Consider the following 22,337-nt stretch of genomic DNA (forward strand, 5'->3'; position numbering starts at 1 on the left):
GGGATCCCTCCTTACGGCCCGAAGCCGAATTCATACAGGGCGGTGTGGTCCGCCCAGTCGTTGCCGTCCTGTAACGTAACGGCGATCAGTGTCCGCCCGTTTCGCCGGACGCAGCTCACCAGCGTCCGCCCCGCCGCACGGGTGTAGCCGGTCTTGAGACCGATGCACCCGTCGATGCTGCGGAGCAGCCGGTTATGATTGGTCATGGTGCGGCCGCCCACCGTAACGCTGCGGGTGGAGCACAGCCGCACAAGTGTTTCGTTTTTTACGGCGCAGGCCGCCAGACGGGCCATGTCCCGTGCCGTGGAATAGTGACCCTCCTGATCCAAACCGTTGGGATTTGCAAAGGAGGTACCGGTCATGCCCAGCTCCGCCGCCTTGCGGTTCATCTCCGCCACAAAGCGCTCCAGACCGCCGCAGTGGTCCGCCAGAGCCAGCGCCGCATCGTTGCCGGAGCAAAGCAGCAGCCCGTACAGAAGCTCCTCCACCGTCACCCGGTCGCCGGGCTTCAGATACATGGAGGAGCCCTCCGCTATGTGCTGCTGGGTCACTGTGACCACATCCCCCAGACCGCCACGCTCCAGCACCACCAAGGTTGTCATCAGCTTGGTGGTGCTGGCAATGAGCATCTGCCGGTCGGGATTCTTTTCGTACAGGACCTCCCCCGTATCGCCGTCCATGAGAATGGCCGCTGTAGCGGAAGTATCTGCCGCCCACGCCGTGGGCAGGCACAGCAGCACGATTGCCGTCACTGCCGTCAGGATTTGCTTGTACACAGAATCACCCTCTTCCCTCAGGTGATCCTATTCTATTCCGTCAGAAGCTCTCTTTTTCCTCTTTTCTCTTGTCGATAAAGTGCTCCACCCGGTCCATGACCTCCGGGACCATCTCCACCATGCGGGCCGCCGTGGTCACGGCAGGCACGCCAACCGGCAGCACACGGGTCACACCGTCCTTCACCACCAGAAACGCCACCGGCTCCACCTTCACACCTGCAGTGCTGGCGCCGCCGAACATGGCGGGGGTCTGCTTGCCGTAGTCCCCGCCGCCGCAGCCAAAGCCGAAGCTCAGCCGGGACACGGGGATCAGGGTCACGCCGTCCGGCGTCTGGATGGGCTCACCGATAATGGTGTTGGAGTCCACCATCTCCCGAATTTTGCTCATGGAGGCATCCATCAGATCAATAAGGGAGTGATTCTTCTTCTCGTTGTTTTCCATAGTATAGCTTCCTTTCTTTATGATGCGGTCTGCTCCTGTGCCGGCGGCGGAGCCGCTTTCACAGATTGTTCGATTTCCTTTTTCCGTTTCCGCAGCCATTTCAGCAGCGGGATGCCGAAGCCCAAGCCGATGATGAGCAGATCACCGATGCGGAAAGCGACACCTGCCTCGCCCTCTATTTGGGTGCGGGCTGCACCGAAATCCGTTCCCAGATGGATGTGCGGGTCCGGTATCTTCAGCAGCCGCTCCAGCTGGGGCATCAGCGTCCACATGGCGCTGCTGGCCCAGCCATAGGTCTGCGCCACGGCAGCAGAGTCCTCCCCGGCAAAGACCACGGACAGACGCAGGGGGTCGATCCGCATCCGCCGCCGGGTCCGAGCCAGCGCCCGCTTCAGGCCCTCCCACAGGTACGGCAGCGCCGAGCGGACATCCTCGAAGCTCAGAGAGAGCTTTTCCCGCTGCTTGGCAGGCTCCTTCTCCTCCTGTGCTTCTCCCTTGGCTTTTTTCTTCTGCTTGGTCTTTTGCTCTGTCTCCGTCTTTTCCGGCCGGGGCAGCAGCTGGATGCGGGCCGGACCGGCTATGACCGTCAGCTCCAGCTGTTCACCGAAGCGGAGGTGTACTCCCACCCGCAGCAGCAGAAGCAGGATAAGCAGCAGCAAAATGCCGCCGATGATCCACAGTGCCGCCAAGCCGATCCCCCCTTTCGCCGTTTATACGGCAGTTTTACGCATTTGCATCATCCAGCACGGAGCCGTCCTCCGCCAGACGCAGCTGGCCGTCGGCCTCCATCCCCGGCATCTCCGGCAGATCCTCCAGCGAGTTCAGGTGGAACGCCCGGAGGAACGCTTTGGTGGTGCGGTACAGCCGTGGTCTTCCCGGCACCTGCAGCCGCCCGCACTCCTCGATAAGGTGCCGGTCCAGCAGCAGCCCCACGGTATAGGAGCTGTCCACGCCACGGATCTGATCCACATAGGCCCGTGTGGTGGGCTGGTAGTAGGCGATGATGGTCAGCACCTCCAGCGCCGGCTGGGACAGCTTGGCGGGCTTGCGTATCTCAAAGGCCCGACGGATAACGTCGGCATACTCCGGGGCGGAGCACAGCTGCCAGCTGTCCTCCAGACGCAGCAGCCGCATCCCACGCCGCTCAAAGCTGTAATAGTCCATAAGCTTTTGCAGCACAAGCTCCGCCGTTGGTCGATCCAGCTCCGCCGCCAGACAGATGCGGTCGATATGCACCGGTTCGCCGGAGGCAAACAGGATGCCCTCCACGGCGGCCTCGATCTCTTTCATTTCCCGTGTTTCCACGCTCATTCCTCCTCCGTCTCCTGACAGGTCACCGTGCAGTCGGCGGCAGAGCCCGCCAACCGGATGATATGGTTCCGGCACAGCTCCAGCACCGCCATGAATGTAGCCACCAACTCGCTGCGGCTGCGGCTGCCACGGAACAGCAGCAAAAACCGGGTGATGCCGTTCCTTTTCAGCCGCTCCACCAACTCCTTGGCCTTCCGCTCCACCGGATACGGCTCCCGCTTGACGATCTCTTCAAAGGCCCGCAGCGGCGGTGTCTCCGCCTGCCCCCGGCGATCCAGCACCTCCTGCATGGCAATGACCAGATCCCCCGGCTCCTGATCGTACTCGTATACCTTGCCCCGCTTCATGGGCTCCGGCCCACGGGTCAGGATGCTGCGGCCAAATTCACTCATGGGTCCCATGCGCTCCGTCAGCTTCCGGATGCGGGCGTAGGCATCCCCACGCTGCCGCTCCGCCAGAGACTGGATCAGGGCGTCCATCTCGCTCTGGGCCTCTTCATCCTCAATGCTCAGCAGCATCCGGGTCTTGATGTACATAAGGTGAGCCGCCATGGTGACAAATTCGCTGGCCACCTCTAAATCCATCTGCTTGCGCTGCTCCAGATACGCCAGATACTGGTCCAGAATCAGTGCAATGGGGATATCCTGTATCTCGATCTTATTCTTGTTCAGCAGAAACAGAATGAGATCCAGAGGCCCCTCGAAGTCCTCCAGTGTCTCCCCTGTTTTGGGCTGTACCACTTTTTCCAGTTTGAAAATGGGATGATCCAATGTTGACACCTCAAGAAAGGCCGACGATCCGGCAGAATATCCGAAATACCCACGCAATGGCGCTGTTCAGCGCCCCGCTGCCTACGTCCAGCAGCACCAGGCCCCACAGCACGAACATTCCGATGCGCTCATACCGCAGCATCGTGTCGTACATCCGATCCGGCAGCAGGGAGAACAGCACCTTGGCACCGTCCAGCGGCGGGATTGGCACCAGATTGAAAAGGCCCAGACCGATGGAGAGCACCGCCGTAGACAATAGAAAGTCCAGTATCCCCTGATTCAGCGCCGAATAGGCGGCGTGGTCCACCATGATCCGGGCGCCCACCAGCAGTACCAGTGCCAGAAGAAAGTTAGAAACCGGCCCCGCCAGCGCCGTCAGCGCCATGCCCTGCTTGGGCTTTTTGAAGTAGCGGGGATCCACCGGCACCGGCTTGGCCCAGCCGAAGCCCAGCGTCACCATCATCAGAAGACCCATCCAGTCGATGTGCCGCAGTGGATTCAGACTCAGCCGGTGCATCCGCTTGGCGGTGGGGTCTCCCAGGGCATAGGCCGCCAGCCCGTGGCAGGTCTCGTGGGTGGTCAGACACAGGAATACCGATGCCAGCCGCAGTAAAATATTTCGAAGGGAGCCGAAGTCCAGCGCTGCCCATAGTTCTTGCAAATAGTTCAAAGAAGTTTTCTCCTATCGGCATAAGATCATGTCGATTATACCAGATACTATCTCCAAATACAAGGTAAAATAACCAACTCCTTTCCCATTGTTTCACAAAATGAAACTTTCAGTTGACTTGTCATAAAACGCCTGCTATAATCAGTACGAATATATACAAGGAGGCTATCTATGGGTTCCTTTTCCTATCATGTGGGCCAGCGGATCAAGAAGTACCGCAAGAGCCGTGGCTACACCATCGAGCAGTTTTCGGCCATGATCAACAAGAGCAAGGCCACCCTTTCCAAGTACGAAAACGGCACCATCACCATCGACATCGAGACCCTCTACGACATTGCTCAGGCGCTGAATATCGACCTGAAGTGCTTTATCGACTATCAGCCGCCGGTATTTCATCAGGAGCAGGTGCTGACGGGCAATTTCTATTTCAACACCCCGCAGGCCTATATGTACTACTTTGACGGGCGCATCCATCAGCTGGTGCGCTCTCTGCTGCGCTTTTCCCCTGCCGTCGACGGCGAGGGCATCGACGTGATCCTCTATATGGGCGTGGAGAGCTTCGACGATCCGGATCAATGTCAGCACCTCTTTACCGGTGAGATGAAGCCCTATGACACCATCACCCATATGGTTCTCCACAACCAGATCAATGCGGCGGAAAAAATGTACATCTGTATGCTCAACCCCATGCAAACCCGCACCCCGGCGGTTGGGATGCTTTCCGGCATCGGCAGCTCCCCCTTCTTCGCCCCCGTGGCCCTGAAGGTGCTGATCTCCAAGGAGCTGCTGGAGGAGAACGACCGGCTGCTGGACACCGTGAAGCTGGATAAGGACGACTATCATCTGCTGAAATACTACAACATGATGGTCATCAACCGGCCCGCCTCCCTGTTTCTGGAGCCCTGAGAACCCCGATATGAGCAAAAAGAGCTGTAAGGCTAAGTTGCCTTACAGCTCTTTTATTCAGCTCATTTTCACGATCTCACGCCGCAGACGCAGGATGATGCGTTTTTCCAGTCGGGAGATGTAGGACTGGGAGATGCCCAAGCGGTCGGCCACCTCCTTCTGTGTCAGTTCCTTCTGCCCCCACAGGCCGAAGCGCATGGTGATGATAGCCCGCTCCCGCTGGGACAGCATCCCTACGGCGTCGCTGAGCAGCTTGCGGTCTGCATCTGCCTCAATGGGCCGCAGCACCACGTCCCCCTCCGTCCCCAGTACGTCGCTGAGCAGCAGCTCCTTGCCGTCCCAGTCGGTGTTTAGTGGCTCGTCGAAGCTCACCTCCGTCCGCTGGCTGCTGTTTTTCCGCAGGAACATCAGAATTTCGTTTTCGATGCAGCGGGAGGCATAGGTGGCCAGCTTGATGTTCTTATCCGCCCGGAAGGTGTTGATGGCCTTGATGAGTCCGATGGTGCCAATGGAGATCAGGTCCTCGATGTTGATGCCGGTGTTTTCAAACCGGCGGGCGATATACACCACCAGCCGCAGATTCCGCTCGATGAGTGTCTGCCGGGCCTGTGGGTCCCCCTGCTCCAGGCGGGCGATGACCTCCGTCTCCTCCTCTCTGGGCAGAGGCGGCGGCAAGGTGTCGCTGCCGCCGATATACATGATCTTATCCCGCCTGCGCAGACTGTGCAGCCACGCCAGCAGCCGCCTGAACAGCTTTTTCATGCTTCCTCCCCTCCGTTCCGCCCCACAGGGCCTGATACCCGCCGCCGTCGCTGACCGGCCCCGGCGACAGGGCCACCAGCGTCCGGGGATATGTAGTGCCGCCGATCTGCACGCTGTCGCTGCAAACCGCCAGCAGCAGTCCCTCCGGGGCTCCTATGCTGCAAAAGGGCAGCAGACTGAACCGTCTGCCCAAGTCCGTGGCGTGGAGTTGGGCCATGCGCTCCTCCGGCGGGGCCCGCCGGGTCACGATTCGTTCCACCTCCGGCGGCAGAAGCCCGCCCAGCGACGTCTGCTCCAGCACCAGCACCGGCTGTCCGGTGACGGGGCTTCGCAGGGTGTTTCCCGTGTCGTGCAGCACCCGCACGGCACGACTCTGTCCTCCGATGGATATGGTTGCGTCCATGATCTCTCCTCCCCCATGTCTGGCCGCCTGCCGGAATACCAGATGCAGCAGCGCATAAAATCCCAGCGCTGCACCCAGCAGCATTGGCCAGCTGATCTCCGCCCGATACAGTCTCCCTACATATACCGCCACGGAGCCGGAGGCCAGCCCCAGCGCCAGCACCAGACCGCCCAGCCCTCCGGCCAGCAGAAAAAACAGCGCCGTCAGTCGCCACGGATGGGCCTCCCGCCGCCACGCCGCCAGCGCCATGGCGGCTCCCACAGCCGCCCGGCACAGGGGATGCGCCAGCCAGCCAAGTCCCGGTAGGAACACCGCCCCGGCATACAATGCCCCGCCGGCAGCGCACAGGGCCAGCCTTCCCCTCCGCAGGGGGATACCCGCCAGCCGGGCCGTGGTCAGGAGCAATAGGTAATCCACCAACAGATTCAGCAGGAGTACCCGGTCCAGATACACCACCGTCACGCCGCTTCCCCCCTTCCGCTGGACACATTATACCGTCCGCCGCCGGAAAAAAGCGTCAAAAAAAGAGAGGACCCCATCGGTCCTCTCCCCATGTACCGCATACGCCGATCCCCGGCCGTGGGTTCACAGGCTCAGGTATGGCACAATGAGCGTTGCCAGCATCAAGACAGCCAGCAGCAGAGCCACGCCCATAGCCAGATAACGGGTCCATTTGGGTCTCATATCGATTCCTCCTCTGTAATCATGCGTTTGATACTTTTCTCCAGCTTTCGGCGGGGGGCCATGACCTCGTGTCCGCAGCCGCAGCAGCGGAGCTTCAGGTCCATCCCTACCCGCAACACCTCCCAGCGGCGGCTGCCGCAAGGGTGTTCTTTTTTCATCTCTACGATATCGTGCAGCTTCAGATCCATAGGCGCTCCTTTCGTTCAAGCACGCCTGTACCGGCGCATAGTATGGGATATCTGAATGTAAGGGTGTGTCATGATGGAAGAATATAAATGGCCGCTGCCGGAGGGATTCCGGGAGCCCTGTACGCTCCGGCAGCTGCAGGATGCACTGGCGTCCCACGAAACACTCGCCTCTCCCGTCCTGCGGTGCGATGCCCAGCGCAATCTGCACCTTCGGCCGGGAGGCTGCGGCGGCATCATCCCACAGGATCAGGTGGCGGCACCGTTTCTCTCCGGCGCTCAGCGGGATATCGCTGCGCTGTCCTGCGTGGGGCGCAGCGTCTGTTTTCAGGTAACGGGTCAGCGCATAGCAGCCGACGGCAGCACGGAATTTCTTCTCTCCCGCCGTCTGGCGCAGGAGGAGGCCATGGAGCACATCCTGCGCCACGGGACGCCCGGCATGGTGATTCGGGGGCAGGTAACGCATCTGGCACCCTTCGGGGCCTTCGTGGATGTAGGCTGTGGCCTTGTGGCCCTGCTGCCGCTGGCGAATATCTCCGTGGCACGCATCCGCCATCCGGCGGAGCGCTTCGCCCTGCACCAGCGCATCCGTGCCGTGGTGCAGAGCATCGACCCACAGCAAAAGCGCATCGTCCTCAGTCACAGGGAGCTGCTGGGAACGTGGCTGGAGAACGCCGCCCGCTTCCGGGTGGGCGAGACGGTACCGGGCATCGTCCGCAGCTGCAAGCCCTATGGCTGCTTCGTGGAGCTGACGCCCAACCTGTCGGGCTTGGCGGACAGCCGGGAGGATATCCCGGAGGGACGGCTGGTGTCGGTCTACATCCGCTCCATCCAGCCTCAAACCGGCAAGATCAAGCTGCAGATGGTGCAGGAACTGGGGCAGCCTGACTTCCCCACGCCGCTGCACTATCAAATCACCGGCGGCAGCGTCAGCGGCTGGCGCTATCGCCCTTGATCTCGTCCCAGTAGCGCTTGGCGGCCTGCTCTGTTTTGTTGGGACCGTATTCGTAGTAAACAGCGTCCTTTACAAGGTCTGGCAAGTATTGCTGCTTTACATAGTGATTGGGGTAAACGTGGGGATATTTGTAGGTCGGGACCTTTCCCGTTCCGGCGCTGTCGGCGTGGACATTCTGCAAGTGCCGTGGCACCGGCCCCACCTTGCCGCGGTCGATGTCCTGCATGGCGGCAATGATGGCATTGTGGGCGGAATTGGACTTGGGAGCTGTGGCCAGCAGCACCGCCGCCTCTGCCAGCGGGAGCCGTCCCTCCGGCAGGCCCAGCTGCAGGGCAGCGTCCACGCAGGCCTTCGTTACCACGATGGCCTGTGGATAGGCCAGCCCCACGTCCTCCGCTGCGATGACCAGCAGCCGGCGGCAGGGGCTCAGCAGATCTCCCGCCGCCAGCAGCCGCCCCAGATAGTACACCGCCGCATCCGGATCCGAGCCACGGATGGATTTTTGCAGCGCCGACAGCAGGTCGTAGTGCTGATCCCCCTCCCGGTCATATCGCATGGCGCTGCGCTGGGCCAGCACCTGTGCATCCTCCGTCGTCAGGAGCAGCCCTCCGTTCCTAGGCTTGGCGGACTGATACAGCAGCTCCACAGCGTTGACAGCCTTGCGGACATCCCCGCCGCACCCGGCGGCGATGAGCCGGGGAACCTCCTCCTCCCACGAGAGGGGCAGGCTGCTGCGCTGCTGCTGGAGCGCCAGCGCCCGCTCCACGGCAGGTACCGTCTCCTCCGGTGTCAGGGCCTTGAACTCGAACACCGTGCTCCGGGAAAGGAGGGCATTATACACATAGAAAAAAGGGTTCTCCGTGGTGGAGGCGATGAGGGTGATCTTTCCGTTCTCCATGAACTCCAGCAGGCTCTGCTGCTGCTTTTTGTTGAAGTACTGGATCTCGTCCAGATACAGCAGTACCCCGTTAGGAGCCAGCATGGTGTCCACGTCGCTGATGACCGCCTTTACGTCCTGCAGGGACGCCGTGGTGGCATTGAGGTGGTACAGGGTCTTTTTCGTCCGGTGGGCGATGATGTTGGCAATGGTGGTCTTCCCCGTGCCGGATGGGCCGTAGAAAATCAGGTTGGCCTCCGCCCCGCTCTCAATCAGGCGGCGCAGCAGTGCTCCCTCCCCCAGCAGGTGCTTCTGTCCTGCTACCTCGTCCAGTGTCTGAGGTCGTATTTCATCTGCCAGCGGCCGCATCACGGCACCTCCTCTTCGCTGCGGCCGGAAGCTCCGTGTCCGCAAAATCAGTTGGATTATACCACATTCTTTTCCGATTTGCACCCCCTATTTGCATTTTTCCCGCCGGTCTGGTACAATGGGTGAGAGGTGATGCACAGATGAAAACCAAACAGGAGGTCTCCGCCATCATCACGGCGCTGAAGGCCTTGTATCCCGACGCACAATGCTCGCTGGACTATGGCAAGGACTATGAGCTGCTGTTTTCCGTTCGGCTGGCGGCCCAATGTACCGACGCACGGGTGAATCTGGTGACCCCGGCACTTTTTGCCCGCTACCCCACGCTGGAGGCCTTTGCGGAGGCGGACGTGGATGAGGTGGGACAGTACATCCACTCCTGCGGCTTCTGGCGTGCCAAGGCACGGGATATCGTAGCCTCGGCCCGTATGCTGCGGGAGGCGTTCGGCGGCAGAGTGCCGGACACTATGGAGCAGCTGCTGCGGCTCCCCGGCGTGGGGCGCAAGACCGCCAACCTCGTTCTGGGGGATATCTACGGGCAGGAGGGATATGTCTGCGACACCCACTGCATCCGCATCACCGGCCGTCTTGGCCTTACCGACGGCAGCAAGGACCCGCTGAAGGTAGAGCGGCAGCTGCGGCAGTGCATCCCGCCGGAGGAGTCCAACAACTTCTGCCACCGGATGGTGCTCCATGGACGGGCCGTCTGCACCGCCCGCTCTCCCAGGTGCGGGGAGTGTACCCTGCGGCCCTATTGTGACTTTGGGCAGGGCGCAGAAAACTGAATACTTATATCAGACTGCCGGAAGTACGCATTGCTTCCGGCAGCTTTTTGCATGAGGAGCAGGCACTTTTCCCGCTGCCGCCACATATATTGGCAGTATCAAGACCTATCCAAGGAGGCAGCTTATGGATCAGAAGGAACTTATCGACCGACTGCGCCGGGACCCTAAGGCCGTGCAGTCGCTGATGACCTCCGCCGACGGTCAGCGGCTGATGCAGCTTCTATCTGGCGGGGACGGTGGGCGCACCCTTCAGCAGGCCGCCGGAGAGGCTGCGGCGGGCAACACCTTGCAGATGACGCAGATGCTCAAGAGCGTCATGTCTACCCCGGAGGGGACCGCCCTGCTGCGGCGCATCCGGGACAGTCTGCAGGGATAGAGAGGAGGACGGCAGTGTGTCGGAGATGGACGAGAAACTGAATACACTGCTGTCAGACCCCGGCAGCATGGCCCGGATCATGCAGCTGGCTCAGCAGCTCTCCGGAACTATGGGCGGTGCAGAGAAGAGCACACCGGAGCCGCCACCTCCTCCGCCCGCCGCTCCTGAGGATCAGGCGGGCGGAGGGACGGCAGGCTTTGGCGGATTGGGCGGACTGGACCCGGCGCTGCTGGGGAAGCTTCTGCCGCTGGCGCAGGAGTATGGCCGCAGCAACAGCGCCTCCATGCAGCTGCTGAACGCCCTGCGGCCGTTTTTGAAGCCGGAAAAGCAGGGCAAGGTGGAACGGGCGGCACATCTGGCAAGGCTCATCCATCTGGGGAAAAAATTCCTGTCGGAATGGGAGGGATAGCGTGTATAACCGGTACATCCGCAACGAGCAGGGGGCATACAGCCGCATCCCCCAACAGGAACCGGCTCCGGGGCCCGTTTCCGGGCGACCGCCCCCTCCCCCGCCGTCGGAGCCCCCGCCGCCGGGCGGCGACTCGTCACCGGGCAGTCTTCCGCCGGGAGGGCCGCCGCCCAAGCCGCAGGAGCCATCTCCCCGTCCGCCGGAGGGACGGTTTCTGGACCGACTGCTGTCTCGGCTCCATCTGGGGGACATCGACTCCGGGGATCTGTTGCTTCTATTGATCCTCTTTTTCCTGTTCCGTGAGGAGGCTGACGAGGAGGTCCTGATCGCCATCGGACTGCTGCTGATTTTGTAAAAAAGGACCGAGCGGCACAGCCGTTCGGTCCTTTTTTACGTTGTAAGAATCATCACCTGCCACGGCGGAAGATCTTGCCCAGCATACTGCTGACCAGCCCCCGCTCATAGCGGTTCATACCGAAGAGCCACAGGCTTCCGGCATAGACGGCTATGAATACGCAGCCCCACAGACCAATCTGTAAGTAGCTGCCCACCTGAGCAAAGCGAGCGATCAGCACCGCTACGATAGCCGGCACCAGCATGGAGGGCAGCAGCTGGGCGATGCGCCGCCAGAAGCGGCTCACATCCAGTCCGATCTTCCTGCGGTAGTACCAGTTGATGGGCAGGACATTTCCCAGCAGTGTGACAATGAGGATACTGCTGGCAACGCCCAGCAGGCCCCACCTCCGGCACAGGGGGATCATCAGCACCACGTTGACGCCTGCCGCCGCCAGATAGACCCAGGCCCGGAACTTGTGCATTCCCTTGGCCCGCAGGATCTCCAGCCCCACGAACTGGATGGAGGACATGATGGTGGAGAGAAACAGCAAAATCGCCACGGGATAGTCGATGGCAAAGCTGGCGTCGCCCTTGGCCCACAGCACCACGAAGGGGCGGCCCACCGCCACAAAGCCCAGAAACACGCACATGAGCATGATGAATTGCAAACGGCCTGCACGGGTCATCAGCCGCCCCAACTCACGGGTGGGGGTGTTGGAGGCCACCATGCGGTGCACTCGGGGGGCCAGCACATTGGAGATGGCCATGGCGAAGGACAGATAGTACACGTTCAGCTGATTGGCGTTATAGTATACGGCGCTGAGCTCCGTGCCGTGGATCCATGTGGTCATCAGGGTACCGATACCGTAGTTCACCTGATCCACCACCACGGCGATGAACACATAGAAGGTAAAGCCCATCATGCTCTTCATGAGGGCGAAGTCGTAGCCACGGAAGCTGATGGGCATCCGCAGACGGATGAGACAGTAGAAGGCCTCCACCACGCCGCTGACGATGGTCAGCATCAGACTCAGGATAGCGATGGCCGGCGAGTGATACCCCAACAGCAGCAGCGGGATGGAGATCATGGGACTCAGCACCGACTTGGCCATGGCCACCAACTTCAAAAACAGATACCGCTCGTTGATATTGACATTGGACTCGAACACGCTGATGGGGAACGACAGAGCCGCATTGACGGACATGATCCGCAGCAGCTCGGCACCCAGCGCCAGTTCCTCCTCCGTCCACTTGGCACCGAACACGTTCTGCGGATACGCCGCCAGTGTGAAGCCCAGCACCAGCAGCACCAGACCCAGCACCGTGTAGGTCACAAGAAACATTCCGTTCAGCTTGGCCATGGTCCGGCGGTCCTGCGCCACCTTGGCCTGAGAGTAATACCGCATATAGGCGCTGCCCAGACCCATACTCAGCAGCAGAAGATATGCAATGATGGGGCCTACGGAGCCGTATACGCCGTATTCACTGGTCCCCAGCTGCCCCTTCATGATGGGGGCATATACCAGCGAGAGGATGGTGCTCACTGCCATGGAGACATAGGAGAGGATCGCACCCGCCCGCACTTGATTTACCTGCAAAAAGTCATCTCCTTCCGGGCAGTCATACCGTCTGCCGAAAATATGATATCAGTTTATTATACCGTATTTGTCACCCCCTGTAAAGCGCCAAGTTTCGCTCACGGAGGCAAAAACATTGGAGATGACGGCGGACGGCGGCCCTTCAGGGGATGCAAAACTGGCGGAGAGGTATCTCTCCGCCAGTCTCTCATGCTCTGGGATGAGCCTTGTTGTAGATATCCTTCAGCTGCTTTTGAATCACGTGGGTGTATATCTGTGTGGAGGAGATATCCGCATGGCCCAGCATCTCCTGAATGGCTCGCAGGTCTGCTCCGTTCTCCAGCAGGTGGGCTGCAAAGGAGTGCCGTAGGGTGTGGGGCGTGATGTCCTTTTCGATGCCCGCCGTCTCCTGATAGTGCTTGATGATCTTCCAAAAGCCCTGACGGCTCATGCGCTCGCCATTCATGTTGACGAACAGGGCCGTCTCCGTCTCGTTGGCGATGATCCGGGGCCGGATGTCCCGTATGTAGTCCTGAAGGGCCTTCACCGCACCGTGGTACAGGGGGATGATGCGCTCCTTGCCCCGGCTGCTGCAGCGGATGAAGCCCGCTGTCAGGTTCACATCCGTCACGTTCAGGCCGATGAGCTCCGATACCCGTATGCCGGTGGCGTACAGCAGCTCCAGCATGGCATGATCCCGGAAGCCCTTCTCGTCCACGCAGCGGGGCTGCTCCAGAAACAGCTCCACCTCTTTGTTGGTCAGTATCTCCGGGTACTTCCGCTCTGCCCGGTGGGTCACCACCGCCTTGGCGGGGTTGGCCTTCATGACCCCGGAGGCCTGCATATACCCATAAAAGGATTTCAGCGAGGCGGCGCTGCGGGTCACGGTGGCCGGGGACTTCCCCCGCCGCTCCAGATACCTCAGGTACTCGTTGATGGTATCGGTCTTGACCCGCCGCAGATCGGCTGCCCCGTTTTCCAGCAGCCAACTGCGGAACTGGTTCAGATCCCGCAAATAGGAGCTGACGGTGTTGGCGGAGGCGTGCTTCTCCTGCTCCAGATAGCTGCCGTATGCCGCAATATGATCCGCCAAGGTCCTCAACTCCTCTCATGATAATGTTCCCAGTGCCCACTGCACCAGCCTCGGTACCAGCGTCAGCTCCAGCGCCATACCCAGAAGCAGCAGCGCCCCGCAGACGGCCAGCTTCCTCCAGCGGTTCCTCTCCCCTACCAGCATGGCCGGGTAAATGCTGCACGGCAGCACGATCAGGCACCGCACGCCGAAGGCCGCCAAGGCCAGTAAAACGCCGCTGCGCCCCAGCGCAGCAGCGAAGCAGCCCGCAGAAAAGGAAAGAAAAAATCCCTCCGCCGCCAGAACCGGCAGGATCAGCGCCGCCCCGGCGGCGCCGCAAAAGCCCAGCACCGTCACCAGCAGCGGATAGCGCAGGTACACCCCTGCCACCCGCAGCAGCGAGGCGGTGCGATCTGTTGTCTCACCCCATACGGCGGCGTACTGCCGCAGATAGGCGGCCAGCTCCGTCCGGGATGCCTCCGGCACGCTCCGGGCAGCCAGCTGCCCCAGCAGGATGCCCCCGCAGAAGCAGAGCCCCAGCAGCACCAGCCGCCATAGGCCGGTGTGCCGTCCGGGCCATCTGTGAAAATGTGATGCTCGTCTCATGCGGCCAGTCACCTCGTCTCATCCTATGAGACAAGCCGGCCGGATAGAAGCGCAAGTTCTGCGGTCTTGCCGCAGCCGCAGCACGACATAACTCACGAGGTTGCCATAACATATGATAGGGCAAACGCTGCATTTTCGCAAGAGCTTTTTGCTGGCGCTGCTGTTTTTTGTAAATTATGTTAAATAGTTATGTAAAGTGTGTTATGTGAATCTCAAAAACCTCAAAAACTACCCTCCGCCCCCACGCAAAGGAAGGACAAGATATGGGGCGGGATTTTTTTAGACCGCCACCACATCTTGCCCTCCCCCGTCCCGGCGGCGCAGGGATACTTTATCCGCTGCCGCCGTCATGGCCCGTCAAGCAAAAAATGTCTCACAGAGAGATTTTCGTGATTTTCACCATGGAACACTCTATATCGTCCCTCGATATTGCCGTCCCCGCCGAACAGGCTTCTTTTTTCGATGCCGTCTCCCCTGCCCCAGCACGGCTCCCAGCAGCGCACCAGCCACCACCGCCAGCGTGATCCCCAGACCGTGATGGGCAAAGGCCGCCGTACCGAACACCGTCAGACCCACCAGCCAGATCAACACATAAGCCCCTGCCGCCAGCAGCAGCGAAGCCTGCACGGTGCCGCTGCGCCCCCGCACCGCCACCCGCACGCCCAGAAATGCGCCCAGCGCCCAACCGCCATAAACCCACGCAGCCACGCTCCCCATGGGCAGGATACCCTTCACCGCCAGCAGCGCCCCAATCACATCCGCCGCAATGCTGGAAAGAAACAGCACCATCAACCCCAGCCAGTCCCGCCGACCCCACGTCAGTTTCCCTGCGGACATAAAAATACCTCCCCTGAATCGCTCTTACTGCAAGCATATTCAGGGGAGGGTGCTTTATTCGCTTTTATTCCTCGGTCTTATCCTCGGTGGTCTCCTCGACCTTCTCCTCTGCCACAGGCTCACCCTTGGACTTCTTGGCAGGGCGCTGGGCGGCGGCCATCTGCTGATCCAGCGTACCCACAGAACCGATGGCGGACTTGACGAACTCCATGCGGACCCGATCCTCGCTGGTCTCGATGACCACGGTGCGGTCGGTGATGCTCACCACACGGCCATAGATGCCGCCGATGGTGGTCAGCCAGTCGCCCTTCTTCAGGCTGTTGCGCATTTCCTCCGCCTGCTTCTTCCGCTTATTCTCGGGACGGATCAGAAGGAAATAGAAAATAGCGATCATCACGACGATCATAATGATCGTGGAGGTCATGTTGCCGGCACCGGCGGCTGTCGTGCCGTCTGCGGCATATGCGAACTGAATCATGGGACAAAACTCCTTTTTTCACAATATGGTATGTATTATACTGGATTCTGTGTCCGTTTGCAAGAGGGACAGGCCAGTTTTTTGGAAATCCGCTGCGGAATGAACAGATCAGAGCTTTTCACCGAGTTTTTGGCTATATTCCGCCCGGAAGTCCGCAAAGCAGTCGGCGTCAAGGCTCTCCCGGATGCGCCGGGTCAGCTTGTTATAAAAGTACAGATTGTGCATCACCGCCAGACGCATCCCCAGCATCTCCTCCGCCGTGAACAGATGACGGAGATAGGCCCGGCTGAACCGGCGGCACACCGGGCAGTCGCACGTCGGGTCGATGGGTTTGTCATCCAGCTTGTACTTGGCATTTTTGATGTTCAGGGAGCCCTGCCACGTAAAGAGCTTTCCGTGACGGGCGTTGCGGGCCGGCATGACGCAGTCAAAGAAATCCACACCACGAGCCACGCCCTCGATGATGTTGCTGGGGGTCCCCACACCCATGAGATACCGGGGCTTGTCCTTGGGCATATAGGGCTCCACCGCCTCGATGATGTCGTACATCACCTCCGTGGGCTCCCCCACCGCCAGGCCGCCGATGGCGTAGCCGTCGCAGTTCAGCTTGGCGATCTGCTGCATATGCCAGATCCGCAGATCCCGATAGGTAGCACCCTGATTGATGCCGAACAGCATCTGGCGGGGGTTCACCGTATCCGGCAGGGCATTCAGTCGGTCGTGCTCCGCCTTGCACCGCTCCAGCCACCGCAGGGTCCGCTCACAGCTGGCCTTGGCATAGTCGTACTGGGCCGGATTTTCCACGCACTCGTCAAAGGCCATGGCGATATCCGAGCCCAGATGGGACTGGATCTGCATACTCTCCTCCGGCCCCATGAAGATGCGGTGGCCGTCCAGATGGCTGGCGAAGGTGACGCCCTCCTCCGTGATCTTCCGCAGACCCGCCAGAGAGAACACCTGAAAGCCGCCGGAGTCCGTCAGGATGGGGCCGTCCCACCGCATGAACCGGTGCAGCCCTCCCATCTGCCGCACCACGTCATCGCCGGGGCGCAGGTGCAGGTGGTAGGTATTGGACAGCTCGATCTGGCATCCCAGCTCCTTCAAGTCGAAGGCATCTATGCCCCCCTTGATGGCCCCCTGTGTTCCCACGTTCATGAATACCGGCGTCTGCACCTCGCCGCCGTGGGCGCACCGGAAACGGCCCCGACGGGCGGTACCCTCCGTTTTAATGACCTCAAACATGGAATTTCTCCTTTATCATCGTGGTTATACTTCCCCTATCTTACCAGATTGCGCCGTCAAGTCAAGAGAGAGATAAAAAGGTTGAAGCGGCGGGAAACGTATAGTATAATATATGTCACGGAATTTTCCCGGAAACTACGGAAGAAACAGGTCATTTTCTATGAAAACCAGTGATTTTAATTTTGAACTCCCCCAAGAGCTTATTGCCCAGACCCCCATCCCCCGGCGGGATGCCTCCCGCCTGCTGGTGCTGGACAAGGATACCGGCGCATGGGAACATCGCCACTTCTACGATCTGCCGGACTATCTGCGGCCCGGCGACTGTCTGATCCTCAATAACTCCCGTGTTCTCCCAGCCCGGCTGCTGGGTCACCGGCTCCCCGGCGGCGGAGCCTGCGAGATCCTGCTGCTCATTGACCGGGGTGAGAACACGTGGGAATGTCTGGTACGGCCCGGTAAGAAGCTGCGCACCGGCGCCCGTGTCTCCTTCGGGGATGGGCAGCTCACCGCCGAGATCACCGAAGAGCTGCCCGGCGGCAACCGGCTGGTACATTTCGAGTACGAGGGCATTTTTCTGGAGGTGCTGGACCGACTGGGAAAAATGCCCCTCCCCCCCTACATCAAGGAGGAGCTGCAGGACCGGGAGCGCTACCAGACCGTCTACTCCAAGGTCAACGGCAGCGCCGCCGCCCCCACCGCCGGACTTCACTTCACTCCGGAGCTTCTGGAGCGTGTGCAGACAATGGGTGTAAAGGTTGGATACGTGACACTCCATGTAGGGCTCGGCACCTTCCGGCCCGTGAAGGAAGACACCATTGAGGGCCACGAGATGCACAGCGAATACTGCGTCATCCCACAGGAGACGGCGGATCTTATCAACGAGACCAAGCGCAGCGGCGGACGGGTCATCTGCGTCGGCACCACCTCATGCCGCACCGTCGAAAGCTGGGCCGCCGAGGACGGCACCATGACCGCCTCCGCCGGTTGGACGGACATTTTCATCTATCCCGGCTACCGGTTCAAGGTGCTGGACGGGCTGATCACCAACTTCCACCTGCCGGAGTCCACCCTCATCATGCTGGTATCGGCGCTGGCGGGGCGAGAGCACGTTCTGGCCGCCTATGAGGAGGCTGTCCGGCAGCGCTACCGGTTCTTCAGCTTTGGCGACGCCATGTTCATCGCCAGCGGTGCGGTGCCGCAGGCTTGAGTATATCCCCTTTGATACGCATAAAAAATCTCCCTTCGATAGAAGGGTGTATGTAAGACAGTATTGCGCTAAGATTGACGAAGCGGCACGAAACCGCATAGAGCTGATCGTGCGGTCACTGGCAGAGCAAAACGGCGTGACCGAGCAACTGAAAGCTGAAAACCAAATGGAATGGGTGCGGCAGATGAACGTTTGCAAGGTACAGGCAGAGGAAGTTGTGAAAGCGGAATTGATTTATGATTGAGCGAGGAAGTCCGGGCAGAAAACTGTTCGGACTTTTCTCATATATCCAAAATGACGGTAGAATTATTCACAATTTTACGGTATAATTTAAATATGAAAATTGTGCAACAAATCGGAATTTAGGGAGATATGTGTGATGCGTGGCTGCGAATGGTGCGATTATAAAGAAAATGAGTGGTTGCTATATCAGTCATTATATTGGTCTGTCTATCTGGCAGATAGACAGGATTATGTCGGCAGATGTATTCTGGTGTTGAATAGACATTGCGGCAGCCTTTCAGAATTGGATATTTCTGAGTGGATTGAATTGAAAACCATTATAGATAAATTGGAATGGATCTACAAAGAGGTATTAGGAGCTGAATTAAGTAATTGGAGTTGTTTGTTAAATAACTTTTACAAAGAAGCGACACCAAACCCCCATTTGCATATCCATGTGAGACCACGATATAAAAATGCCGTTGTGATAAACGATCACGCATACATAGATACAGAATTTGCGCATCACTATGCTTTGAAAAAAGAGAGCTTATTATCTGATGATGACAGGCAAATGTTGTATGCACTCATGAAGAAAAACCTTGTCTTGTAAATTCCAGTTTGGCGAACTGATAAAATCCCTTTAGGAGCTAAAGGGCGCACTTCTATACTCTCCTATCGGGAGTATCGTGCGTCCTGGGTCACTTCATTCCCGGTCAGCAGAAGAAAACTGCTCGACCGAGAATGTTGCGTCACGACCTTCCGTCAAGGTGGCTACACCACCTTGTGCCGCTTATGCGGCTATCCCTTGTGGACTTGCTGGCGGCAAACGGTTTTGACAAACCGTTTGCCGCCAGCAAGTTTGAAGATTAGACATAAACAAATCCTCCGCATGGTCTAAGCCATACGGAGGATTAACTGTTTTACGGACACCCTTCGATAGAAGGGAGATTTTTTCGTTTCTGTTTACTTGGTGATACGGCGGGCTTCGATGTAGTAGCGCTTATCCTGAGCGTGGCCCATGGAGAAGGTCTTGCGGGGCAGCACGCCGTCAGCCATGACGGTCTTAAAGAGCTGCTCCTTCCCCATGGCCGGCAGCAGGAAGCCCATGTTGCCGGGCTTGGAGCCCAGTTCACGAGTCACGTCATCGCCGTGGATATAGTCCACCTCGCCGCCGTTCTCCTTCAGGTACGGATCGATAACTCCCTGCAGGGTGCCCACCGCCAGCTGTACCTTGGGATCAGGGACGGTGATGAAATGACTCTCACCGTTCCACACGAACTCAATGGTGTGGCCCTCGCCCCGGCCCTCGTAGGCGTTGGGGTAGGCAGCCTGAAATGCCTTCATGAACTTCTCGTGATCCACGCCGAACAGTACCCGGTGGATAGGCTCGAACTGCAGGGCGTCGTCGTGGTTGTTCACCACCTCCACCAGCGCAAACCGGGAGGGCAGCGCCAGATTCTCCTCCGGAGTCTTGCCCTTCTTCTGCTCCTCATAGCAGGCCTTGGCGGTGGCCAAAGAGTGGTTGCCGTCGCCCACGGCGAACAGCAGGGGCGCCACGCCGGAAACGCCGTACTTCTTCTGCATGGCCTCGTCGGAGGCAAGGCCCTCCAGTGCCTTGGCCACAGCGTCCACCTGCTTGTCGGACAGCTTGTAGCCCCGAATATGGCCGCCGTTTTGCATCAGGTCGAAGTCATACAGCTTCTCCATGGTATCGGCTGCCGCCGTCAGCGGCTCGATGACGGTCTTATCGGGATCGTCCACCAGCAGCATCACATGGGGCAGCTCGATGGGGGCATGACGGCGCACCTTGGCACGGGGCGGGATGCGATCCAGCACTGTCCCCTCGGTGGCACGAATCAGGGCGCCGGAGCCGGGGGTGAAGTCGTAGGCGTCCAGATCCACCATGCCGATGAGGCCATGGCGGATGCGTCCGTCGGACTGCTGGCGCTCCACATAGATCAGGGAGTCCTCCAGCGTCTGGAATACGCCGTCTTTCAGATACTGCTCCATGGCAGCGTTGATGCCGGAGATGTACTCATCCACGTTGGGGGCCTTGAGGTTGGCCTCCGGCAGGATCAGCCGCAGGGTAGACGGTGCCTTGCCCACCTTCTCCTCCACCGCCTGCCAGTACTCCGGCTCGGAGGTGAACTGGTCGCAGGCCACCACGGCCCACTTGGTCATGTCCTGATCCTTGGGCAGCAGGATATCCGCCGGGTAAAAGCCCAGCTTTTCAAAGGTCTTGTTCATGTTGTTCCTCCTTGTGTGTGGACGCCGCCGGAGCTGTGCCGCCGGCCGCCCGTTGATTCGTTCCTGTTCTTCCTGTATTATACAATAGTCCCCCCGGCTATTTCAACGTCAATTCCACAGAATCTGAAAATATTTTTGTCGTGCTGACGAATTTTCTGAATAATCCATCGTCAAATGGGCAAACTGACGGAGCAATCTCACAGATGGGAGGTTTGACCGTGAAGATCGTAGATCGCATCGCCCTGATCCTCGTCATTATCGGCGCTTTGAACTGGGGCAGCATCGGCCTGTTCCGCTTTGACTGCGTGGCCGCCATATTCGGTGGACAGCTGGCAGTATGGAGCCGTATCATCTATACACTGGTGGGCATCGCCGGACTGTGGTGCATCACCCTGCTGTTCCGGGAGGACGATGTCGAATAACCGAAAAAACCGCTGCGTGACGCTCACGCAGCGGTTTTTTATGTCTTATTCCGCAGCCGGAGACTCCTGCTCCGCCGCCCATTCCGCCTTGGCCTCCGCCAGCACCTTTCGGTCATGCTTGGTGGTGAGACTGGCTTCATCGAACCGGGCAAAGAGGTCCGGCCGCCGGGTCATAGTGCGTTTATAGCTCTCTTTTTTCCGCCAGTCGTCCACCTTCCCATGGTGGCCCGACAGCAACACCTCCGGCACCTTTCGACCATGCCACTCCTCCGGCCGGGAGTACTGTGGGTACTCCAGCAGACCGTCCCAGTGGGACTCGTCGGTGTAGCAGCTCTCCTCCGGCAGCACCCCAGGCACCATCCGGCACAGGCAGTCCGCCAGCGCCATGGCCGGTATCTCGCCGCCGGTCAGCACGAAGTCCCCCATGGAGATCTCCTCGTCCACGCACTCGTCGATGAACCTCTGGTCCACTCCCTCATAGTGGCCGCACACCAGAATCAACCGCTCATAGGCTGCCTTCAGCTCCTTGGCCACCTGCTGGTCAAACACCCGCCCACAGGGGGAGAGATAGATGGTGTGTACCCGCTCCCCCGCCTCCTGACAGATATGGTCCCAGCAGCGGTACAGCGGGTCCGCCTGCATGACGGCTCCCCGGCCTCCGCCGTAGGGATAATCATCCACCTGCATCTGCTTATTGGTGGTGTACTCCCGGATCTGGTGAGCGGTAATGGTCACCAATCCTCTGGCCTGCGCCCGCCCGATAATGGACTGCCCCATCATAGCATCAATGGCGTCCGGGAACAGGGTCATGATGTCAATCCTCATCCGTGGCCAGTCCTTTCATGTTCCGCACCCGCATGGTGCCGGTCTCCATGTCCACCCCACGGATGAACACCTCCCGCACCGCCGGGATCAGATACTCCCGCTTCCCCCGGACCTCGTAGACCTTGTGGGCCGGATAGTTCAGCACACGGGTGAGCCTTCCCAACTCCTCCCCGTTCTCGTCGTCCAGCACCGTCAGCCCCTCCAGCTCGGCATCGAAATATTCGCCCTCCGGCAGGTGGGCATCCGTCCGGCGGATGAAGACGGGCTTTCCCTTCAGGGCCAGCGCAGCATCCATATCCTCCACTCCCGGCAGCACCAGCAGTACCGTGGACTTGTGGACCCGTGCGCTCTTCACCTTTGTCTCTTTTCCGCCGATATACAGCGTGTCAAACGCCGCAAGAAAGGCCGGATCGAACCCGGCCGGATTTAGCTTTACCTCGCCCCGGATACCGTGGGCGTTGACAATCTGCCCCACGGGGATAAATTCAGGCCGCATAGAACCCCTCCGCTGTGATAGTTTTCTTTATTATACCACGCCCTGCCCCATTCTTCAATCTTTATTTACAACCGTTGTCACCGTCGGTAA

The 22,337-nt window shown here is 59.6% G+C and carries 28 protein-coding genes and 1 pseudogene; 10 read left to right on the forward strand and 19 right to left on the reverse strand.

Annotated elements, in window-relative coordinates; genetic code table 11:
• Positions 1–11: 11 nt before the first annotated feature.
• The 6 genes from KJS28_RS04470 to KJS28_RS04495 are packed head-to-tail and all read right to left on the reverse strand — an operon-like array spanning position 12 to position 3,969.
• Positions 12–776 carry a D-alanyl-D-alanine carboxypeptidase family protein gene (locus tag KJS28_RS04470; protein WP_213541887.1) on the reverse strand — a complete coding sequence of 255 codons (765 nt, stop codon included), beginning with the start codon at positions 774–776 and terminating at the stop codon, positions 12–14.
• A 40-nt stretch (positions 777–816) separates the two neighbouring features.
• Entirely contained in the window at positions 817–1,218 is a 402-nt protein-coding gene (locus KJS28_RS04475; protein ID WP_213541888.1) for a GerW family sporulation protein, read from the reverse strand.
• A 17-nt stretch (positions 1,219–1,235) separates the two neighbouring features.
• Positions 1,236–1,907: a hypothetical protein gene (locus KJS28_RS04480; protein WP_213541889.1), complete on the reverse strand. Its 672-nt coding sequence runs from the start codon at positions 1,905–1,907 to the stop codon at positions 1,236–1,238.
• A gap of 34 nt (positions 1,908–1,941) precedes the next feature.
• Complete coding sequence (gene scpB / locus KJS28_RS04485) at positions 1,942–2,523, reverse strand: SMC-Scp complex subunit ScpB (RefSeq protein WP_407701753.1); 582 nt, start codon at positions 2,521–2,523, stop codon at positions 1,942–1,944.
• A gap of 2 nt (positions 2,524–2,525) precedes the next feature.
• Positions 2,526–3,299 carry a segregation and condensation protein A gene (locus KJS28_RS04490; RefSeq protein WP_213541890.1) on the reverse strand — a complete coding sequence of 258 codons (774 nt, stop codon included), beginning with the start codon at positions 3,297–3,299 and terminating at the stop codon, positions 2,526–2,528.
• Positions 3,300–3,309: 10 nt separating this feature from the next.
• On the reverse strand, positions 3,310–3,969 hold the full coding sequence (locus KJS28_RS04495; protein WP_213541891.1) for a site-2 protease family protein: 660 nt from the start codon (positions 3,967–3,969) through the stop codon (positions 3,310–3,312).
• Between the two features lie 171 nt (positions 3,970–4,140).
• Between KJS28_RS04495 and KJS28_RS04500 the strand changes: the two genes are divergently transcribed.
• A complete protein-coding gene (locus KJS28_RS04500) occupies positions 4,141–4,875 on the forward strand; it encodes a helix-turn-helix domain-containing protein (RefSeq protein ID WP_213541892.1) in 735 nt (244 codons plus the stop codon).
• A 57-nt stretch (positions 4,876–4,932) separates the two neighbouring features.
• Here KJS28_RS04500 and sigE read toward each other — a convergent pair whose 3' ends face one another.
• From sigE to KJS28_RS04515, 3 genes are all read right to left on the reverse strand, one after another.
• Positions 4,933–5,637, reverse strand: coding sequence for an RNA polymerase sporulation sigma factor SigE (gene sigE, locus KJS28_RS04505; protein WP_213541893.1), 705 nt, complete (start codon positions 5,635–5,637; stop codon positions 4,933–4,935).
• Complete coding sequence (locus KJS28_RS04510) at positions 5,579–6,502, reverse strand: sigma-E processing peptidase SpoIIGA (RefSeq protein WP_213541894.1); 924 nt, start codon at positions 6,500–6,502, stop codon at positions 5,579–5,581. Before KJS28_RS04510 ends, sigE begins: the two co-directional genes overlap by 59 nt.
• 218 nt (positions 6,503–6,720) lie before the next feature.
• Entirely contained in the window at positions 6,721–6,912 is a 192-nt protein-coding gene (locus KJS28_RS04515; RefSeq protein ID WP_021859054.1) for a DUF951 domain-containing protein, read from the reverse strand.
• A gap of 70 nt (positions 6,913–6,982) precedes the next feature.
• Here KJS28_RS04515 and KJS28_RS04520 point away from each other — a divergent pair, with 70 nt between their 5' ends.
• Positions 6,983–7,864, forward strand: coding sequence for a S1 RNA-binding domain-containing protein (locus KJS28_RS04520; protein WP_213541895.1), 882 nt, complete (start codon positions 6,983–6,985; stop codon positions 7,862–7,864).
• On the opposite strand, the gene KJS28_RS04525 is transcribed toward KJS28_RS04520, so the two are convergent.
• Positions 7,839–9,110, reverse strand: coding sequence for a replication-associated recombination protein A (locus tag KJS28_RS04525; RefSeq protein ID WP_213541896.1), 1,272 nt, complete (start codon positions 9,108–9,110; stop codon positions 7,839–7,841). The two genes, KJS28_RS04520 and KJS28_RS04525, sit on opposite strands and share 26 nt — an antisense overlap.
• Before the next feature lie 140 nt (positions 9,111–9,250).
• On the opposite strand from KJS28_RS04525, the gene nth reads away from it, so the two are divergent.
• The 4 genes from nth to KJS28_RS04545 all read left to right on the forward strand — a co-directional run bounded on the left by nth (position 9,251) and on the right by KJS28_RS04545 (position 11,032).
• Positions 9,251–9,892 carry an endonuclease III gene (gene nth / locus KJS28_RS04530; protein WP_213541897.1) on the forward strand — a complete coding sequence of 214 codons (642 nt, stop codon included), beginning with the start codon at positions 9,251–9,253 and terminating at the stop codon, positions 9,890–9,892.
• A gap of 124 nt (positions 9,893–10,016) precedes the next feature.
• A complete protein-coding gene (locus KJS28_RS04535) occupies positions 10,017–10,268 on the forward strand; it encodes a hypothetical protein (RefSeq protein WP_213541898.1) in 252 nt (83 codons plus the stop codon).
• 25 nt (positions 10,269–10,293) lie between these two features.
• On the forward strand, positions 10,294–10,677 hold the full coding sequence (locus tag KJS28_RS04540; RefSeq protein ID WP_228298465.1) for a hypothetical protein: 384 nt from the start codon (positions 10,294–10,296) through the stop codon (positions 10,675–10,677).
• 1 nt (position 10,678) lies between these two features.
• Positions 10,679–11,032 (forward strand): hypothetical protein, encoded by a 354-nt coding sequence (locus KJS28_RS04545; RefSeq protein ID WP_213541900.1) that lies wholly within the window; start codon positions 10,679–10,681, stop codon positions 11,030–11,032.
• Positions 11,033–11,084: 52 nt separating this feature from the next.
• Here KJS28_RS04545 and KJS28_RS04550 read toward each other — a convergent pair whose 3' ends face one another.
• The 6 genes from KJS28_RS04550 to tgt all read right to left on the reverse strand — a co-directional run bounded on the left by KJS28_RS04550 (position 11,085) and on the right by tgt (position 16,825).
• On the reverse strand, positions 11,085–12,611 hold the full coding sequence (locus KJS28_RS04550) for a lipid II flippase MurJ (protein ID WP_213541901.1): 1,527 nt from the start codon (positions 12,609–12,611) through the stop codon (positions 11,085–11,087).
• 187 nt (positions 12,612–12,798) lie between these two features.
• Complete coding sequence (xerD, locus tag KJS28_RS04555) at positions 12,799–13,683, reverse strand: site-specific tyrosine recombinase XerD (protein WP_021858199.1); 885 nt, start codon at positions 13,681–13,683, stop codon at positions 12,799–12,801.
• 15 nt (positions 13,684–13,698) lie between these two features.
• On the reverse strand, positions 13,699–14,268 hold the full coding sequence (locus tag KJS28_RS04560; RefSeq protein WP_213541902.1) for a hypothetical protein: 570 nt from the start codon (positions 14,266–14,268) through the stop codon (positions 13,699–13,701).
• A gap of 411 nt (positions 14,269–14,679) precedes the next feature.
• Positions 14,680–15,105, reverse strand: a complete 426-nt coding sequence (locus KJS28_RS04565) for a hypothetical protein (protein WP_213541903.1) — start codon at positions 15,103–15,105, stop codon at positions 14,680–14,682.
• Between the two features lie 64 nt (positions 15,106–15,169).
• Positions 15,170–15,583 carry a preprotein translocase subunit YajC gene (gene yajC / locus KJS28_RS04570; protein ID WP_213541904.1) on the reverse strand — a complete coding sequence of 138 codons (414 nt, stop codon included), beginning with the start codon at positions 15,581–15,583 and terminating at the stop codon, positions 15,170–15,172.
• Between the two features lie 108 nt (positions 15,584–15,691).
• The gene (gene tgt, locus KJS28_RS04575; protein WP_213541905.1) at positions 15,692–16,825 is read right to left on the reverse strand and encodes a tRNA guanosine(34) transglycosylase Tgt; all 1,134 of its coding nucleotides are present in this window, start codon (positions 16,823–16,825) and stop codon (positions 15,692–15,694) included.
• A 160-nt stretch (positions 16,826–16,985) separates the two neighbouring features.
• On the opposite strand from tgt, the gene queA reads away from it, so the two are divergent.
• The 3 genes and pseudogenes from queA (at position 16,986) to KJS28_RS04590 (ending at position 18,867) form a co-directional block, all read left to right on the forward strand.
• Positions 16,986–18,032 (forward strand): tRNA preQ1(34) S-adenosylmethionine ribosyltransferase-isomerase QueA, encoded by a 1,047-nt coding sequence (gene queA, locus KJS28_RS04580; protein ID WP_213541906.1) that lies wholly within the window; start codon positions 16,986–16,988, stop codon positions 18,030–18,032.
• A gap of 61 nt (positions 18,033–18,093) precedes the next feature.
• Positions 18,094–18,276: pseudogene (locus KJS28_RS12455) on the forward strand (TnpV protein); the annotation flags it as partial.
• 135 nt (positions 18,277–18,411) lie between these two features.
• A complete protein-coding gene (locus KJS28_RS04590; RefSeq protein ID WP_213541908.1) occupies positions 18,412–18,867 on the forward strand; it encodes an HIT family protein in 456 nt (151 codons plus the stop codon).
• Between the two features lie 353 nt (positions 18,868–19,220).
• On the opposite strand, the gene KJS28_RS04595 is transcribed toward KJS28_RS04590, so the two are convergent.
• Complete coding sequence (locus KJS28_RS04595; RefSeq protein ID WP_213541909.1) at positions 19,221–20,504, reverse strand: DUF1015 domain-containing protein; 1,284 nt, start codon at positions 20,502–20,504, stop codon at positions 19,221–19,223.
• 218 nt (positions 20,505–20,722) lie between these two features.
• On the opposite strand from KJS28_RS04595, the gene KJS28_RS04600 reads away from it, so the two are divergent.
• Complete coding sequence (locus tag KJS28_RS04600) at positions 20,723–20,926, forward strand: DUF378 domain-containing protein (RefSeq protein ID WP_267873554.1); 204 nt, start codon at positions 20,723–20,725, stop codon at positions 20,924–20,926.
• Positions 20,927–20,971: 45 nt separating this feature from the next.
• Here the strand turns inward: KJS28_RS04600 and trmD are convergent, their stop codons facing one another.
• Positions 20,972–21,751 (reverse strand): tRNA (guanosine(37)-N1)-methyltransferase TrmD, encoded by a 780-nt coding sequence (trmD, locus tag KJS28_RS04605; RefSeq protein ID WP_213541911.1) that lies wholly within the window; start codon positions 21,749–21,751, stop codon positions 20,972–20,974.
• Positions 21,741–22,247: a ribosome maturation factor RimM gene (gene rimM, locus KJS28_RS04610; protein WP_213541912.1), complete on the reverse strand. Its 507-nt coding sequence runs from the start codon at positions 22,245–22,247 to the stop codon at positions 21,741–21,743. Before rimM ends, trmD begins: the two co-directional genes overlap by 11 nt.
• Positions 22,248–22,337 lie beyond the last annotated feature (90 nt).

Origin of the sequence: Vescimonas coprocola, from assembly GCF_018408575.1 — a bacterium.
In the GTDB taxonomy this organism is placed as follows: Bacteria; Bacillota; Clostridia; order Oscillospirales; family Oscillospiraceae; genus Vescimonas; species Vescimonas coprocola.

Excerpts from the sequence above, each read along its gene's own strand:
- KJS28_RS04540 (WP_228298465.1), top strand. The coding sequence starts at position 10,294 with ATGGACGAGAAACTGAATACACTGCTGTCAGACCCCGGCAGCATGGCC.
- tgt (WP_213541905.1), bottom strand. The coding sequence starts at position 16,825 with ATGTTTGAGGTCATTAAAACGGAGGGTACCGCCCGTCGGGGCCGTTTC.
- KJS28_RS04565 (WP_213541903.1), bottom strand. The coding sequence starts at position 15,105 with ATGTCCGCAGGGAAACTGACGTGGGGTCGGCGGGACTGGCTGGGGTTG.
- KJS28_RS04500 (WP_213541892.1), top strand. The coding sequence starts at position 4,141 with ATGGGTTCCTTTTCCTATCATGTGGGCCAGCGGATCAAGAAGTACCGC.
- trmD (WP_213541911.1), bottom strand. The coding sequence starts at position 21,751 with ATGAGGATTGACATCATGACCCTGTTCCCGGACGCCATTGATGCTATG.
- yajC (WP_213541904.1), bottom strand. The coding sequence starts at position 15,583 with ATGATTCAGTTCGCATATGCCGCAGACGGCACGACAGCCGCCGGTGCC.
- KJS28_RS04475 (WP_213541888.1), bottom strand. The coding sequence starts at position 1,218 with ATGGAAAACAACGAGAAGAAGAATCACTCCCTTATTGATCTGATGGAT.
- queA (WP_213541906.1), top strand. The coding sequence starts at position 16,986 with ATGAAAACCAGTGATTTTAATTTTGAACTCCCCCAAGAGCTTATTGCC.
- KJS28_RS04535 (WP_213541898.1), top strand. The coding sequence starts at position 10,017 with ATGGATCAGAAGGAACTTATCGACCGACTGCGCCGGGACCCTAAGGCC.
- nth (WP_213541897.1), top strand. The coding sequence starts at position 9,251 with ATGAAAACCAAACAGGAGGTCTCCGCCATCATCACGGCGCTGAAGGCC.
- KJS28_RS04515 (WP_021859054.1), bottom strand. The coding sequence starts at position 6,912 with ATGGATCTGAAGCTGCACGATATCGTAGAGATGAAAAAAGAACACCCT.
- sigE (WP_213541893.1), bottom strand. The coding sequence starts at position 5,637 with ATGAAAAAGCTGTTCAGGCGGCTGCTGGCGTGGCTGCACAGTCTGCGC.
- KJS28_RS04525 (WP_213541896.1), bottom strand. The coding sequence starts at position 9,110 with ATGCGGCCGCTGGCAGATGAAATACGACCTCAGACACTGGACGAGGTA.
- rimM (WP_213541912.1), bottom strand. The coding sequence starts at position 22,247 with ATGCGGCCTGAATTTATCCCCGTGGGGCAGATTGTCAACGCCCACGGT.
- KJS28_RS04595 (WP_213541909.1), bottom strand. The coding sequence starts at position 20,504 with ATGAACAAGACCTTTGAAAAGCTGGGCTTTTACCCGGCGGATATCCTG.
- KJS28_RS04590 (WP_213541908.1), top strand. The coding sequence starts at position 18,412 with ATGCGTGGCTGCGAATGGTGCGATTATAAAGAAAATGAGTGGTTGCTA.
- KJS28_RS04520 (WP_213541895.1), top strand. The coding sequence starts at position 6,983 with ATGATGGAAGAATATAAATGGCCGCTGCCGGAGGGATTCCGGGAGCCC.
- KJS28_RS04560 (WP_213541902.1), bottom strand. The coding sequence starts at position 14,268 with ATGAGACGAGCATCACATTTTCACAGATGGCCCGGACGGCACACCGGC.